The organism is Chondromyces apiculatus DSM 436 (assembly GCF_000601485.1).
GTDB classification, from domain to species: domain Bacteria; phylum Myxococcota_A; class Polyangia; order Polyangiales; family Polyangiaceae; genus Chondromyces; species Chondromyces apiculatus.
This window is the reverse complement of the sequence record NZ_ASRX01000030.1, coordinates 41,310-57,271: the sequence shown is the minus strand read 5'-3', so window position 1 is coordinate 57,271 and position 15,962 is coordinate 41,310. Positions and strand designations below refer to the sequence as shown.

10 protein-coding genes are annotated in these 15,962 nt (G+C 70.3%); 6 read left to right on the top strand and 4 right to left on the bottom strand.

The window, feature by feature from the left end; all coding sequences use genetic code 11:
- Nucleotides 1-361: 361 nt before the first annotated feature.
- The 3 genes from CAP_RS20350 to CAP_RS45070 all read left to right on the top strand — a co-directional run bounded on the left by CAP_RS20350 (nt 362) and on the right by CAP_RS45070 (nt 6,785).
- A complete protein-coding gene (locus CAP_RS20350; RefSeq protein WP_044243728.1) occupies nt 362-1,567 on the top strand; it encodes an efflux RND transporter periplasmic adaptor subunit in 1,206 nt (401 codons plus the stop codon).
- A complete protein-coding gene (locus tag CAP_RS45075; RefSeq protein ID WP_052375558.1) occupies nt 1,564-5,016 on the top strand; it encodes an efflux RND transporter permease subunit in 3,453 nt (1,150 codons plus the stop codon). Before CAP_RS20350 ends, CAP_RS45075 begins: the two co-directional genes overlap by 4 nt.
- A 125-nt stretch (nt 5,017-5,141) precedes the next feature.
- A complete protein-coding gene (locus tag CAP_RS45070; RefSeq protein WP_052375557.1) occupies nt 5,142-6,785 on the top strand; it encodes a PAS domain S-box protein in 1,644 nt (547 codons plus the stop codon).
- Between the two features lie 9 nt (nt 6,786-6,794).
- Here CAP_RS45070 and CAP_RS20330 read toward each other — a convergent pair whose 3' ends face one another.
- Nucleotides 6,795-7,832 carry an isopenicillin N synthase family dioxygenase gene (locus tag CAP_RS20330; RefSeq protein ID WP_044243719.1) on the bottom strand — a complete coding sequence of 346 codons (1,038 nt, stop codon included), beginning with the start codon at nt 7,830-7,832 and terminating at the stop codon, nt 6,795-6,797.
- Nucleotides 7,833-7,947: 115 nt separating this feature from the next.
- Here CAP_RS20330 and CAP_RS20325 point away from each other — a divergent pair, with 115 nt between their 5' ends.
- The 3 genes from CAP_RS20325 (at nt 7,948) to CAP_RS53810 (ending at nt 12,509) form a co-directional block, all read left to right on the top strand.
- The gene (locus CAP_RS20325) at nt 7,948-9,576 is read left to right on the top strand and encodes a hypothetical protein (protein ID WP_044243606.1); all 1,629 of its coding nucleotides are present in this window, start codon (nt 7,948-7,950) and stop codon (nt 9,574-9,576) included.
- 92 nt (nt 9,577-9,668) lie between these two features.
- Complete coding sequence (locus CAP_RS20320) at nt 9,669-11,990, top strand: GH92 family glycosyl hydrolase (protein ID WP_044243605.1); 2,322 nt, start codon at nt 9,669-9,671, stop codon at nt 11,988-11,990.
- A 189-nt stretch (nt 11,991-12,179) separates the two neighbouring features.
- Nucleotides 12,180-12,509 (top strand): hypothetical protein, encoded by a 330-nt coding sequence (locus CAP_RS53810; protein WP_156040976.1) that lies wholly within the window; start codon nt 12,180-12,182, stop codon nt 12,507-12,509.
- 33 nt (nt 12,510-12,542) lie between these two features.
- Here CAP_RS53810 and CAP_RS20310 read toward each other — a convergent pair whose 3' ends face one another.
- From CAP_RS20310 to CAP_RS20300, 3 genes are read right to left on the bottom strand one after another with little or no spacing between them, the layout of a single operon-like run.
- On the bottom strand, nt 12,543-13,772 hold the full coding sequence (locus tag CAP_RS20310) for an ABC transporter permease (RefSeq protein ID WP_081865080.1): 1,230 nt from the start codon (nt 13,770-13,772) through the stop codon (nt 12,543-12,545).
- Nucleotides 13,769-14,506, bottom strand: a complete 738-nt coding sequence (locus CAP_RS20305; protein ID WP_044243603.1) for an ABC transporter ATP-binding protein — start codon at nt 14,504-14,506, stop codon at nt 13,769-13,771. Before CAP_RS20305 ends, CAP_RS20310 begins: the two co-directional genes overlap by 4 nt.
- Nucleotide 14,507: 1 nt before the next feature.
- A complete protein-coding gene (locus CAP_RS20300) occupies nt 14,508-15,890 on the bottom strand; it encodes an efflux RND transporter periplasmic adaptor subunit (RefSeq protein ID WP_044243600.1) in 1,383 nt (460 codons plus the stop codon).
- Nucleotides 15,891-15,962 lie beyond the last annotated feature (72 nt).

Below are 15,962 nucleotides of genomic sequence, written 5' to 3'. Positions count from 1 at the left end.
AGAGAGCGGCGAAACTGTCGGAGCGTGGTGACGCGCGGCGAGCCAGCCGCGGTGTGCAGCGCGCACAGCTCGGGGGGCGCCTTACGGGGTAGATCCCGATGCATCGCGTCGCGGTGGATCGGCCGTGCTCGGCACGTCCACTGCATCGTCGAGACGAGCCCCCCTCAGGGGCGTGCGCTCCGGGAACGCCCCCCTGCAGGTGAAGGCCGTCCCGTGCGGTTCCAACGCAGGAGAGTCGATGCATCGCCGGTGTACAGAAGTCGCTGGTCACGGACTGCTCATGCCTCGCACCCAGCCGTCGTCGGGGCGCGACGTCCGTCCAGGTACGTCCGCAGGCGAGAGGGGCACGGCGGGTGAGGGGGTGGCGCGTGCGGTCCCTCGCCGTGCGTCGCACTGGGCGTCGCTCTGGACCCTCGGGGCAGGGGCGATGCTCGGCGTCACGATGGCGGTCGCTGCCGTCGGCTGTTCGTCGAAGGAGCCGCCGCCAGCGCCGCCGCCAGTGCCGGTGAGGGTCGCCACGGCCGAGAAGGCCACCGTGCCGCTTCAGCTCACGGCCATCGGCACCGTCGAGCCTACGGCCACCGTGATGCTGCAGCCCAGGGTTTCGGCGCAGATCACGAAGGTGCTCTTCAACGAGGGGCAGGACGTGAAGGAGGGCGATCCGCTCTTCCAGCTCGACAAGCGCCCCTTCGAGGTGGCCCTGGCGGAGGCGATGGCCCAGCTCAAGCAGAACCAGGTGCAGCTCGCAAACGCGCGGACCGAGGCCGAGCGCTACCGGAAGATGGAGCAGGAAGGGGTGGGGTCGAAGGAGCAGGCCCAGCAGAAGCTGGCTGCGGCCGACACGCTGGTCGCGACGGTGCAGGCCAACCAGGCGACGGTGGCGGCGCGCCGGCTCGACCTCACTTTCACCACCATCAAGGCGCCGATCGACGGACGGACCGGCGCGGTCCTGGCGCACGAGGGCAACCTGGTCTCGGCGAACACCACGAACCTGGTGGTGATCAACCGCGTCAAGCCGATCTACGTGACCTTCATGCTGCCCGAGGACGATCTCGCGGAGGTGCGGCGGTTCATGGGACAGGGGGAGCTCGCGGTCACGGCGACGATGACGGAGGCGCCAGAGGTGGTGGAGCACGGGACGTTGACCTTCGTCGACAACACCGTCGACCGCGCCACGGGGACGGTGCGGGTGAAGGGGACCTTCGCCAACCCCGACGTGCGGCTGTGGCCTGGCAAGTTCGTGGAAGCGGCGGTGACGCTGACCAGCCAGAAGGACGTGATCGTGGTCCCGCGTGCAGCGGTGCAAGCCGGCCAGGATGGGGATCACGTGTTCGTGATCGATGTGCAGCAGAAGGCGCAGCTCCGCAACGTCAAGAAGGGCAGCCGCGTCGCGGGGGACAAGGTGGTGGTGACCGAGGGGGTGGCCGAAGGTGACAAGGTGGTGACCGACGGGCACCTGCGGCTCATTCCAGACGCGAAGGTGAGCATCGTGGAAGGGCCACCCCCGAAGGATAAGGATAAGGAGCCGGGTGCGGGGACGGGGGTGCTGACTCGGGGCAGCTTGTGAACTTCTCACGGCCGTTCATCCAGCGCCCGGTGATGACGACGCTGCTGACGCTGGCGATCATCCTGTTCGGGATTGCCGGCTACAAGGCGCTGCCCGTCAGCAACCTGCCGAACGTCGAGTTCCCGACCATCCAGGTCTCCGCGGCGCTGCCCGGCGCGAGCCCGGCGACCATGGCGGCGGCGGTGGCGACCCCGCTCGAGCGGCAGTTCTCGACGATCCAGGGCGTGACCTCGATGACGTCGGTGAGTGCGCTCGGGAGTACGCAGATCACCCTGCAGTTCGACCTGGAGCGCAGCGTCGACGCGGCCGCGCTCGACGTGCAGTCGATGATCTCCAAGGCCGGGGGAGACCTGCCGCCCGACCTGCCAGCGCCGCCGAGCTTCCAGAAGGTCAACCCGGCCGACGCGCCGATCCTGTACCTGGCGTTGCGGTCGCAGACGCTGCCGCTCTCCGAGGTGGACGAGTACGCGGAGACCAACATCGGCCAGCGCATCTCCACGGTGTCGGGCGTGGCGCAGGTGCAGGTCTACGGCGCGCAGAAGTACGCGGTGCGCGTGCAGCTCGACCCGCAGGAGCTGGCGTCGCGGCAGATCGGCGTGGACGAGGTGTCCACGGCCATCCAGAACGGGAACGTCAACCTGCCCACGGGCGTGCTGCAGGGCGAGAGCCAGGCGCTGGTGATCCAGGCGACCGGGCAGCTCATGCGGGCGCCGGCGTACCGGCCGCTCATCGTGGCTTACCGCGACGGGGCGCCCGTGCGGCTCGAGCAGCTCGGGCGGGTGCTCGACAGCGTCGAGAACGACAAGGTCGCGAGCTTCATCGACGGCGAGAAGGGCATCGTCATCGCGATCCAGAAGCAGCCCGGCAGCAACACGGTGGCGGTGGTCGACGCCATCAACACGCTGCTCCCCAAGCTGCGCACCGAGGTGCCGGCGGCGGTCGACGTCCAGACGCTCTACGACCGGTCGATCACCATCCGCGAGTCGGTCTTCGACGTGCAGATCACGCTGGTGCTGACCATCGGCCTCGTGGTGCTGGTGATCGCCCTGTTTCTGCGCAACCTGTCGGCGACCTTCGTGTCCGGGGTGGCCCTGCCGATCTCGATCGTGGGCACGTTCCTGGTGATGTGGCTCCTCGGCTACAGCCTCGACAACCTGTCCCTGATGGCGCTCACCCTGTCGGTCGGGTTCGTGGTCGACGACGCCATCGTGGTGCTGGAGAACATCTTCCGGCACCTGGAGATGGGCAAGAAGCCGGTCGAGGCGGCGCTCGACGGGGCGAAGGAGATCGGCTTCACGGTCATCTCGATGACCATCTCGCTCGTGGCGGTGTTCATCCCGGTGCTGTTCATGGCCGGCATCCTGGGGCGCATTCTGCGCGAGTTCGCGGTGACCATCAGCGTCGCGCTGCTCATGTCGGGCGTGGTGTCGCTGACGCTGACGCCGATGCTGGCGGCGCGGTTCCTGCGGCCGTCGAAGAAGGACCAGGAAAAGGCCAAGGCCGAAAAGGCCAAGGCCGGGGAGGAGAGCACCGCGCAGCGAGAGGGCGATGGCGATGGCGCGCAGAAGGAAGGCGCCGACGCCACGCACGCCGACGCCGACGCCGACGTCGCGTATGCGGCACACGCGCACGCGCACGCGCACGTCGCCAGGGCCAAGGTGGCGCCATTTCCAGCAGCGGCAGAGGCCGGGGGCGAGGAGGCGTCGTGGGCTCAGAGGACGGTGCAGGCGCTACGCGAGCATCCCTCCGAGCCTTCCCGCGAGGGGAAGCGGGAGGAGGTGCCCGCGGGTGCGGAGCGCCGGCAGCACGAGGCGAAGAGAGGGGAGGGTGCGCCTGCGTCCGAGGGACACGCCACCTCGACGGGCATCTTCGGTCGCGTCGAGCGGTTCTACGAGCGCACCTTGAAGGTGGTCCTCCGGCACCGGCTCGCCACCGTGATGGTGTCGCTCGCGATGCTGGGGGGGACGGTGGCGCTGGTGATGGTCCTGCCGAAGGGGCTGTTCCCCAGCGAGGACACCGGGCAGATCTTCGGGCAGACGCTGGCCGCGCAGGGGACCTCGTTCGCGTCCATGAAGGCGCACCAGGAGGAGGCCGCCAAGATCGCGAGGGAGCACCCGGCGGTCGGGTCGGTCCTGTCGTCCGTCGGCGCGGGCGGGCCCAACGCGGGGAGCAACGCAGGGAGGCTCATCGTGCGGCTGAAGCCGAGTTCCGAGCGAGATCAGACGCCCGAGGAGGTGATCAACGACCTCCGGCCGAAGCTCGCGAAGATCCCGGGGCTGCAGGTCTTCATGCAGAACCTGCCGACCATCCGCGTGGGCGGGCGCCTGACCCGCGGGGAGTACCAGTTCACGCTCACCTCCACGGATACCGACGCCCTCTACAAGTCAGCCGTCGATCTGGAGAAGAAGATCCGCCAGATCCCGGGGCTCGCGGACGTGAGCAGCGATCTGGAGAACAAGAACCCCGAGGTGAACCTCATCATCGACCGCGACAAGGCGGGGGCGCTCGGGGTGACGGCGCGCCAGATCGAGGAGGCGCTCTTCACCTCGTTCTCGCAGCGGCAGGTCTCCACCATCTTCGCGCCCACCAACCAGTTCCGGGTGATCATGGAGGTGCTGCCGGAGGCGCAGCGCGATACGAGCGCGTTCTCGAAGCTCTACATCCGGTCGGCCGCCACTGGCGAGCTGGTGCCGCTGTCGACGGTGACGCGCACGACCGAGGGCACGGGCCCGGTGAGCGTCAACCACATGGGGCAGCTCCCGGCGGTGACCATCTCCTTCAACCTGGCCGCGGGGACCTCGCTGAGCGACGCGACGACGCGGGTGGAGGCCGCGGCGCGCGAAGGGTTGCCACCGACCGTCAGCACCTCCTTCCAGGGGACCGCGCAGGTGTTCCAGGAGTCGCTCGGCAGCCTGGGGTGGCTGGTGGTGCTGGCGGTGGGGATCATCTACGTGGTGCTGGGCGTGCTTTACGAGAGCTTCGTGCACCCACTCACCATCCTCTCGGGGCTCCCGTCGGCGGGGTTCGGGGCGTTCCTGGCGCTGTGGATCACGGGGCTCGACCTCGACCTGTACGCGTTCGTCGGGGTGCTGATGCTGATCGGCATCGTGAAGAAGAACGCCATCATGATGATCGACTTCGCGCTGGATGCGGAGCGGGCCGGCGGCGAGTCACCCGAGGAGGCCATCTTCGAGGGATGCGTGGTGCGCTTCCGGCCGATCATGATGACCACCGTGGCGGCGCTGATGGGCATGCTGCCCATCGCCCTCGGCTTCGGGGCCGGGGCAGAAGCGCGGCGTCCCCTCGGGGTCGCGGTGGTGGGCGGGCTCCTCGTCTCGCAGCTCATCACGCTCTACCTGACGCCGGTCATTTACGTGTACCTGGACGAGTTCCAGGCCTGGGTGGGCCGTCACCTGAAGCTGCGGCGCCGCAGCGAAGCGACGGCGTGAGCGCCACCCCTGAGGCCCTCGCGCGTACTGCGTAGCGAGGGTCGCACCCCGAACGACCCATGTCCGATGTGCCGCGCGAGGCCGCGTGGCCTGGGCTATCGGCACCTTCGTGGTAGAGAGCCGAGATGCGGTCGATGCGGGAGATCCATGGCGCGTTGAACGCCGAGCGCGAGGCCCTGGTGGACGAGCTGGTGACGGAAGTCCACGCAGTCGTGCCGTTTTACAGGACGCTCTCGCCGGAGGCCGAGAGGGTGGGGGCCGGCAGGTTCTGCGACCTGATCCTCTCCAGCTTTCTCAACCCCGATCCGAAGGCCCTCGAAGCCTGGATGCAGATGGTGCTCTCCGCGCGCACCCGGCAAGGCGCGGCGCTCTCCGACCTGTTCAGGGTGGCGCGCATCACGCGGCGCATCTTCACGCGCAGGATCCTGGCAGGTGGCGCGGAGCCCGAGGCGATCGAGCGTCTCAACGACGTCCTCGACGAGATGCTCACCGGCGCGCCGGCTGGCTTTCAGGAGCGGATCGACGAGACGATGCAGGCGCTCGAAGAGGTGGAGGGGCGCTACCAGAACCTCTATCTGCGTTCACCGGCGATGATGCAGATCGTCGATACTCAGGGACGCTTCATGGCGGTCAGCTTCCGCTGGCTCGACGTGCTCGGGTACACGCGGGAGGAGGTGATCGGGCGGCCCGTCGCCGACTTCGTCACCGCGGCGTCGAACCAGCGCATCCTCGAAGACACGCTGCCGAAGCTGGCCAGGCAGGGCATGACCCTGGACGTCCCCTGCCAGCTCGTCACGAAGGACGGCGAGATCGTGGACACGCTCGTCTCGAGCCTCGCCGTCCGCAATGCGTGGGGCGAGGTCGACCGCTTTGTCGGGCTGCTGGTGGACGTCACCGAGCAGCTCAAGGCGGAGCAGGCGCTGCGCGAGAGCCAGGAGCGGTGGCGCGCGCTCGTGGACCTGGCGCCGCTGTCGATGTGCGTGCAGCGGGCAGGGGTGATCCTGTGGGTCAACGCGGCCGGGATCCGGCTCGTGGGGGCCTCCAGCATGGAGGAGCTGACCGGGCGGCAGATCGCCGACTTCATCTACGGCCCGGACCGGGACGCGGCGGTGATCCAGGCGCTGGAGGGGGTGAGGCCCGGCCGACGAACCTCGCCGTTCGACAGGCGGGTGGTGCGCCTCGACGGGAGCTTGATCCACGTGCAGGTGATCGCACAGTCGATCCTCTACGAGGGAGCGCCGGCGACCCAGCTCGCGCTGGTGGACGTGAGCGCGCGCCTCGAGGCGGAGGCGTCGCTGCGCATGTCGGAGGCGCAGGCCAAGGTCATCGAGACGCAGGAAGAGACGCTCCGCGCCCTGTCCACGCCGCTCATCCCGCTCGGAGACGGGGTGATCGCGCTGCCGCTCATCGGCCGCATCACCGGGGACCGGGGCAAGCGCATCGTGGAGGAGCTGTCGGCGGGGGTCGTGGAGCAGCAAGCGTCGGTGGTCATCGTGGACGTGACCGGCGTGCCCGAGGCCGACGACCAGGTGGCTGCGGCGCTCGCGCGCGCGGCGCAGACCATCCGGCTTCTCGGGGCCGAGGTGGTGCTGACCGGGATGCAGCCCGCGCTGGCGCGGACGTTCGTGGAGCTCGGCGTGGACCTCGGGGGGATGACCACGCGGGGCACCTTGCGGGACGGCATCTCCCACGCGCTGCAGTCACGCGCGGGGCGCGGGCGCGGGCGCGGCGGTGACGGTGGGCGCGGGTTCCGGCTGCGCGCCGGATGAGGGACGACCTCAGGGGAGGACGTCTTGCCGGAGGTCCGGGAAGACCTTCGCCACCTTGCCGAGGAGATACTCGCCGTAGGTGCCGCGGAAGGCGTGCACGCTCGCCTGATCCCAGCGCTCGCGCTGGTTGTCGCGGACGGGCAGCGCAGCCTGGATGGGCCTGATCTCCGCGTCCCAGGCGGGATCGAAGAAGAAGGGGAACGAGAGCCTGTCGTGCCCCGCCGGGTTGAGCACCCGGTGTGGCGTGGAGAGGTACAGGCCCCCGGTCATCCGGTCGAGCATGTCGCCGATGTTGCACACGAACGTGCCAGGGATGGGCGGAGCGTCGATCCATCGCGCACCGGATTTCACCTGCAGGCCGCCCGCGGTGTCCTGCCAGAGCAGGGTGAGCAGGCCGTAGTCCGTGTGCTCTCCGACCCCCCAGGCGGGCTCGTCGCCAGCCATCGCGGGCGCGCTCGGAGGCGGGTAGTTGAAGATGCGGAAGAGGATGGTCGGGTCGCCGGTGTAGCGGTCGGCGAAGTAGCGCGCGTCGAGCCCAAGGCTCAGGGCGATGCCCTCCATGACGGCGTGTCCGAGCTGCGTGAGCGCGGCCATGGTGTCGAGCACGGCGCCGCGCAGGTCGGGGATTTCGGACGGGAACAGGTTCCTGCCGTGGAGAGGGATGCCGGCCTGCACCCGCGGGTTTCCTTCATCGAGTTCGCTGCCGAAGTACAGGCCCTCCTTGAGGTCGGGGCGGCCCGAGGTGAGTTCGCCCCCGACCGCGAAGTAGCCCCGCCAGGCGCGGCCACCGCGCTCCATGCGGATGGCCTGCTTCCGGGCGGAGGGGAGGGTGAAGAACTGCCGGCTGAGCTGCTCCAGGCGGTCGAGGAGCGCGAGGTCCACGCCGTGGCCAGTGACGTAGAAGAAGCCATGCTCCCGGCACGCTCCGCCGATCGCCGCGGCGACGGCGTCGCGGTCGCCACGACCGTGCACGAGGGGGGCGATGTCGAGGACCGGGAGCTGCCGGGGGACGTCGCGCGCCGGATCGCGCGTGGCTTCGAGCGTCATGAGGGCGACGCTACCACGCCCCGCGTTGCTCCCGGGGAGGGGGATCGGGTATGTCTGCCGGTCGGCGCGCCGCCCGAACCGGGCGCTTCCGTGCGCGGCCTGGAGGATGCTCGACATGGCGCGTCTGCCCCTCACGATCCTGGGCTCGGTGCTGTTCGTTGCGGGCTGCGCCGGAGAGGAAGCTCCTGGGCCGGGGGGCCCGGGGGGGCCTCCGCCGATCGTCGACGCGAACGGGGTGGTGCCGAACTACGCCTGCCCCGGGTCGCCGGGGTGCGAGAAGGCGGAGGGGCCGCTGCTGGTCGGCGTCGCGGCGCGGCCGATCACGCCGGTGCTGGAGACCTGGGACGACCTCGACGGGGACGGGGTGCGCGGCGACGGCGAGCCTTTCGACGACGTGAACGGCAACGGTGAGTGGGATGGCGTCTGGCTCGCTGGCTTCGCCGCGGGGCGGGCGGCGACCGAGATCCACGACGACGTGTGGAGCCGGGTGCTCACGTTCGAGCAGGGGGACGTGTCGGTCGCGATGGTGGGGCTCGATCTGGTGGGGTACTTCCAGCAGGACGTGGTGAAGGTGCGCCTGGAGGCCGCGGCGCGCGGGCTCGACTTCGACCACGTGGTGGTGACGTCGACGCACACCCACGAGGGGCCGGACACCATGGGGATGTGGGGCGCCGAGTTCGGAACGACGGGCTACCAGGAGGAGTACATCCAGCACATCGTGACCCAGACGGTCGACGCGCTCGCCGAGGCTAAGGCGTCGCAGAAGGCGGCGCGGATGAAGGTCGCCCGCGGCGAGGCGCCGGAGCTGGTGAATGACACCCGCCTGCCCGAGGTCATCGACCAGTCCATCCACGCGGCGCAGTTCATCGACGAGGCGGGCGCGCCCTTCGCGACGCTCGCGGTCTGGGGCAACCACCCCGAGGCGCTCGGCTCGGACAACACCCAGCTCACCTCCGACTACGTGCACTACCTGCGCGAGGGGCTGGAGGAGCGCTACCCCGGCACGACGACGGTGTTCCTGAGCGGGCCGCTGGGCGGGCTGATGACGACGATCCGCATCACTGGCTGCCCTGACGCGGCTGGCGTGGAGACCTGCCCCCAGGGGACGTTCGAGCGCGCCGAGTACGTGGGGAAGGGCGCCGCAGACGCCGCCATCGCCGCGCTCGAAGGCTCCGGCGCGACCATCGAGGACAGCCCCTCGCTCGCCTTCCGGAGGCGGAGCTTCTTCATCCAGCCCACCAACACCGGGCTCGCGCTCCTCGTGCTCACGGGGGTGCTCCACCGTGACGTGTACTCCCGGGACAAGAAGCTCATTCCCCGCGAGCAGCAGGCGCTCCTCTCGCTCACCAATGTGAAAGAGGGCGATGTGCTCATCGGGACCGAGCTGAACGGCGTGCACGTGGGGCCCCTGGCGATCGCCATGGTCCCTGGTGAGATCTACCCAGAACTCTGGATGCTCAAGCCGGACGGCTCGTCGTACATCGAGCGCCCCGAGGGCGGCGACTTCTCGGACGCGATGCCGGAGACGCCCATCCAGGCGGTGCTCCCGGCAGGCGTCACGCCGGTCATCGTGAACAACGCGAATGACGCGCTCGGCTACATCCTGCCGCAGACCCAGTTCGATGACGCGCCGCCCTACGCCTACGGCGAGGAGACCGAGCCCCAGTACGGCGAGGAGAACTCCGTCGGCTACACCATGGGCCCCACGCTCACCAAGGAGTTCGCGGCCATGTACGGGCGCTGAGCGCTCTCACCGCGCCGACGCCGAGCGCGTCACACGGCACAGGCGCCGAGCGCGCCCACTGGGGGCCTTACGGGGCGTGGTAGCCTCGTCCCGTGCGCCCCGCCTCCCTCGTCACCCTCGCCCTCGCCATGGCTGCCTGCTCGGGCAGCGAGCCCACGCCTCCTGCCGAGGAGCCCGGGCCCGAGCCCTCGGACGCCTGCTATGCGCCGCCCACCGGGGATGACACGGCGCGGGTCGAGGCCACGGCGCCGCTCATCCGCTACGTGGACCCGTTCATCGGCACTGGCGGCGTCGGCTTCGGCGTGGGCAGCGCCTTCCCCGGTCCGCAGCGGCCCTTCGGCATGGTCCGCCCCGGCCCCGACACCACGGGTTCCAAGAGCGCCATCTCGTTCGCCCATTGCTCGGGGTATGCGTACGACGATCCCTACATCTACGGCTTTAGCCAGACCCGCATGCACGGCACGGGGATCGTCGACTACGGCAGCGTCGGGCTCATGCCCACGCTGGGCATGACGCCGGAGAAGACCACGGAGGAGGGGCGCCGCATCGCCTTCGACAAGGCGGAGGAGCATGCGTCGCCGGGCAGTTACGAGGTGACCCTGGAGGACGGCATCCGCGTGGAGATCACCGCGAGCGAGCGGGTGGCGTTCTACCGCACCACCTTCCCTCAGGAGAGCGGAACGGGAGGCGCGAGCGAGGCCACCATCCTCCTCGACATCGGCCACGCCCTGCCCAACGTGGAGGTCGTCGCCGGGCAGGTGGACGTGGATCCGGTGACGCACCAGATCACGGGGTCCGCGACGATCTCCGGCGGTTACTCGTCGCGCTTCGGCGGGATGCCGGTGTACTTCGCCGCCCGGTTCTCGCGCCCCTTCGCGCGCCACGGGGTGTTCCAGGGAGGGACGCTCGCCGAGGACGAGCTGTCACGCACCGGCGGCGACGTGGGGGCCTGGGTCGGCTTCGACACCACGACCGACGCCGAGGTCGGGGTGGCGCTCGCGATCTCCTTCGTGGACGTGGCGCACGCGCAGATGAACCTCGACGCCGAGGCGCCCGGCGTCGACTTCGACGCCGCCCGCGCCGCGACCGAGGCGGCCTGGGAGGAGGCCCTCTCCCGGGTGCAGCTCGTGGCGCGGAGCGAGCGCGACGTGGAGATCGCGTACACGGCGCTCTACCACACGCTGCTGATGCCGACCCTCGCCACCGACGTCGACGGCAGCTACCGCGGCCTGGACGCGCAGGTGCACACGGCCGACGGCTTCGCCTACTACACGGACTTCAGCCTCTGGGACACGTACCGCACCCTGCACCCGTGGCTCAGCCTGGTGTACCCCGAGGTGCAGCGCGACATGCTGCGCTCCATGACGGCCATGGCGGTCGAGAGCGGCGCACCGCCCCAGTGGCCGCTCGGCATCGGGGAGACCGGCGGCATGGTCGGCGACAGCGCGGCGATCGTGTTCGCCGACTCCTGGGCGCGCGGGGTGCGCGACGTCGACTTCGAAGCCGCCTACGCGGTGCTCAAGGCGAGCGCCACCACGGACCTGCCGAAGGGCGGGCGTGACCACGTGGCGGAGTACATGGAGAAGGGCTACATCGGCATCGAGTCGGGCGGGTCGAGCGGATCCAGCACGCTCGAGTACGCGCTCGACGACTTCGCCCTTGCCATGCTGGCCGAGGTCCTCGGCGAGACCGCCGACGCCGAAGCGTTCCGCGCGCGGTCCGGAAACTGGCGCCATTTGTGGGACGCCGAGAGCCAGTTCCTCGTCGGCCGCCACGCCGACGGCTCCTTCGCGAGCGGCGACGATCCGGAGATGTGGCAGGACTACTGGGCCGAGGGGACCACCTGGCATTACACCTGGTTCGTGCCCCACGACGCCGAGGGGCTGGCGGACGTGATGGGCGGACGCGACGCGCTCCTCGCGCGGCTCGACGACTACTTCGCGATGTCGACCTGCCAGATCGCGGGCAAGCTTCTGCCGAAGCCCTACTACTGGCACTCCAACGAGCCCGTGCTGTTCGTCCCCTGGCTGTACGGCGAGCTCGATGACGCGGCGCGTGCCTCGACCTGGGCGCGCTGGGCGCTCGCCAGCGAGTACGGCGACGGCCCCGATGGGCTCCCGGGCAATGACGACGGCGGTACCATGAGCGCGTGGTGGCTGTTCACGGCGAGCGGGATCTTTCCGCGCATGGCGACCTCGGAGTACCTGATCGGCGCGCCTGTGCTGCCGGAGGTGACGCTGAAGCTGCCGGGGGGCGACTTCACGATCACCACGAAGGGGCCTGCCCACGGCGTCCCCGTCGCAGCGACGCTGAACGGCGCGCGGCTGCCCAGGCCGCGCTTCGCTCATGAACAGATCGCGGCCGGCGGCGCGCTGGAGATCGAACTCTCCGGAGAGGCGCGCGCCTGGGAGTGAGTATAACTTCGTGGAAGGGGGCAGCCCCGAGGAGCGCCCCTGGGACATCGGACCTCCTCAGGTAGGAGATGCGGCGCCGCTGCGCGCGCGTTACGGGCTCGCCCGCACTGCGTCGATCCAGTACGCGGCGGAGCGGCGCCGGGGATGGGTGGAGCACGAGCGCTGCCCTCTGCGTGGCAAGAATGACGTGTGGGACGAGCGGCGGCGCGTGGTCCTCGTCCGCGCGCGGCCCGGCCGGAGCGAGCGGCTCGTGTTGACGGACCGGGGCGGGACCATGGGCCGGCTACCATCGAGGGGCAGCGGCCGACCTACCACCTGGAGCGGTGGGGAAACGAGGCGGCGCTCGCGGAGGTGACGTGGGCCGACTGGGATCCGCGAGGGCGGCTGCTCGTGGCCACCTCCGACGGGAAGCTCCAGATCCTGGACGTCGACAGGGAGGGCCTGGACGTGCGGTGGGAGCGCGATATCTCGGCGAAGGCAGGGCGAGGGCCTGCGCCCGAGAGCGCGCGGCGCTGGTGAGGGCGTGGCGCTGGTGAGGGTGTTCCCGTCACCTCACTCGAAGCGGAGGGCCTGGATCGGGTCGAGCCGCGACGCCTTGTAGGCCGGGTAGAGGCCGAAGACCACGCCGACGAAGGCGCTGAACCCGACGGCCACCACCGTGACGTCGACGCGGATCAGCATGGTCCAGCCGAAGCGCGACGCGAGCTGCTGGGCCGAGATGGTCCCGAGCACGACGCCGAGCAGCCCTCCGAGCAAGGACAGCGTGAGCGACTCCACCAGGAACTGCGCGAGGATGTGGCGCGGCTTGGCGCCGACCGCCATGCGCACCCCGATCTCGCGCGTCCGCTCGGTGACGCTCACCAGCATGATGTTCATGATCCCGATGCCGCCCACGAGCAGCGAGACGGCGGCGATGCTCGCGAGCAGGGTGGTCATGGTCTCCGTGCCCTCCTGCTGCGCGTTCGCCATTTCGGACAGGTTGCGGATGGTGAAGTCGTCGGGGGCTCCGGGGCGGATCTGGTGCCGCTCGCGGAGCAGCTCCGTGATCTCCCGCTGCGCCGCGGCGGTGCCCAGCGCGGGGTCGGCGCCGATGAACAGGCTCCCCGCCACGAACTTCTGGAGGCCACCCTGGATTTTTGCCTGGAAGGTGCTCGACGGGACGAAGACCACGTCGTCGTAGTCCTGCCCCTGCGCCGACTGGCCCTTGGAGGCCGCGACGGCCACGACCTCGAAGGGGATGTTGTTGATCCGGACGAGCTGCCCCACGGGGTTGGTGTCGGCGCCGAAGAGGTTGTTGGCGACGGTCTGGCCGAGGACCACGACCTTGGTGCCGGTGTCGACGTCGCTCTGGGTGAAGAGGGTGCCCTTCGTCGCGGGCCAGGTCCGGATGGAGAAGTACTCGGGGGTGGTGCCGGTGATGGGCGCCATCCAGTTCTGCTCCTCGCTCACGACCTGCCCGTTCGAGCGCAGGTTCGGCGCCACGTAGCGCACGCTCCGCACCTGGGTGCGCAGGGCCTTCACGTCTTCCCAGGTCAAGGTCGGCGCCGAGCCCGCGCCGCCTCGGGCCCCGCTCGCCGTCGAGGAGCCCGACATTACGATCAGGAGGTCCGTACCCATCGCCGCGAACTGCGCCGACACGCTGGCCTTGGCGCCCTCGCCGATGGCCACCATGGCGATGACGGCGCCGACGCCGATGACCACGCCGAGCGTGGTGAGGAAGGAGCGCATCTTGTTGCGCAGGAGCGCGCGCACGGAGATGAACAACGTCTGGATGGGGTTCACGACGCACCTCCCTCGGCGTCCGCCGGAGGCAGCTCGGCCTTCTCAGGCACCTGGCGTATGTCCGACTGGATGAGGCCATCCTTCACGACGACGAGGCGCGAGGCGTAGGCGGCGATGTCCGGCTCGTGGGTCACCAGGATGACGGTGATCCCCGAGACGCCCAGCTCCTGGATGAGCGCCATGATCTCGATGCTGGTGCGCGAGTCGAGGGCCCCGGTCGGCTCGTCGGCGAGGAGGATGCGGGGGCTGTTCACGAGCGCCCTGGCGATGGCGACGCGCTGCTGCTGCCCGCCCGAGAGCTGGTTCGGCTTGTGGTCGGCCCGGCCGCCGAGGCCCACGCGCCCGAGCGCGTGCATCGCCTTCTCGTGACGCTGCTTGGCCGGGGCCCCGCCGTAGATGAGCGGCAGCTCCACGTTCTCGAGCGCGGATGTGCGCGGCAGGAGGCTGAAGTTCTGGAACACGAACCCCAGCGACCGGTTGCGCATCTCGGCGAGATCGTTCACGTCGAGGCGCGACACGTCGCGGCCGTCGAGCAGGTAGCGGCCGCTCGTGGGCCTGTCGAGGCAGCCCAGGATGTTCATCAGGGTCGACTTGCCGGACCCGGAGGCGCCCATGATCGCCGTGAACGAGCCGGCCTCGATGGTGAGGCTGACCCCGCGCAGGGCCTTCACCTCCACGTCGCCCATCCGGTAGACCTTGGTGAGGTCCTCGACGACGATCGGCGCGTCGCTCATGTCAGAACATCCGCCGCATGCCGCCGGGACCGCCGGGGCTGCCGCCCCGCGCCGGGGTAGAGGTGGAGGTCTCCGCGGCGCCGCCGCTCGACGAGATGATGACGGCGTCTCCCTCCTTGAGGTCTCCCTCGACGACCTCGGTGTTGGTGCCGTCGGTGACGCCGATGACTACGCGCACCGGCTGCGGGCGCCCGTCGCGGAGGACCCACACCGTGCGGCGGGTCTGCTGAGGAGCGCCGTCGCCCTCGCCGCCTCCCGGCTCACCCTCGCCACGCCCTGGAGCACCCGCGCCAGCGCCGGGAGGGCCTCGCCGGCCGCCGCCGCCGGGCCTGCCCGCGCCGGCGGCGCTGCCTGGAGGACCCCCGCTTCCGGCCGGGCCCGCGCTGCCCGCGCCGCTCGCGCTCCCCGCTGCCGTCAGCTCCGCCGGGGGCCTGAACCGGAGCGCCGCGTTCGGTACCTTGAGGGCGTCGTTCTTCTCGGACACCACCACGCTCACGTTCGCGGTCATGCCAGGCTTGAGCAACAGCTCCGGGTTCTGCACGTCGATCACCGCGTCGTAGGTGACCACGTTCTGCACCGTCTGCGCCGCGTTCCGGATCTCGCGCACCGCCCCCTGGAAACGCCGCCCCGGGAAGGCGTCGACCGTGAATCGCACCGCCATCCCTGCGCCGAGCTTGCCCACGTCCGCCTCGGCCACGAAGGTGTCCACCTGCATCTTGCGCAGGTCCTCGGCGATGGTGAAGAGCTTCGGCGCCGACAGCGAGGCCGCCACCGTCTGGCCCACGTTGACGTCGCGCGAGATGACCACCCCGTCGATGGGCGACTTGATCGTGGTGTATGCGAGGTTCACCTGGGCCTGGTAGAGCGCTGCCCGGCTCTGCTCCACCGCACCCTTCAGGGCCTCCACGTTGGCCTTCGCGGCCACCGCGTTGGCCTCTGCGGTGTCGAGGTCCGCCTGCGACACCAGGCCCTCGGCGCGCAGCCCCACGGTGCGCACGCGCTGGCGCTCCGCGAGGTCGGCCTCGGCCTTCGCGCGCGCCAGGTTCCCGGAGGCGGCGACCAGGTTGGCATTGGCCTTCCGCACGTCGGCCTGGAACAGCATCGGCTCGATCTTGGCGACGACCTCGTCCTTCTTCACCGTGGAGTTGAAGTCCACGAAGAGCTTCTCGATGCGGCCGGAGACCTGGCTCCCCACCTCCACGGTCACCAGCGCAGAGAGCGTCCCGCTCGCGGTGACGGAGGCCGTCAGCCTGCCCCGCTCCACCTGCGCCGTCTCGAAGCGGATGTCCGGCTCCGACGGCTTGCGCACCTTCCAGACGATGCCCGCCACGGCGGCGCCGAGCACCGCGAGGATCAGGACCCAGGTCACGACGCGCTTGTTCATGATGGGGTTTGCCGCACGCGCTATACCGCGGCAGAGACCTGCCTGCCAGGTCGGGTGGGGGAACACCCCCGC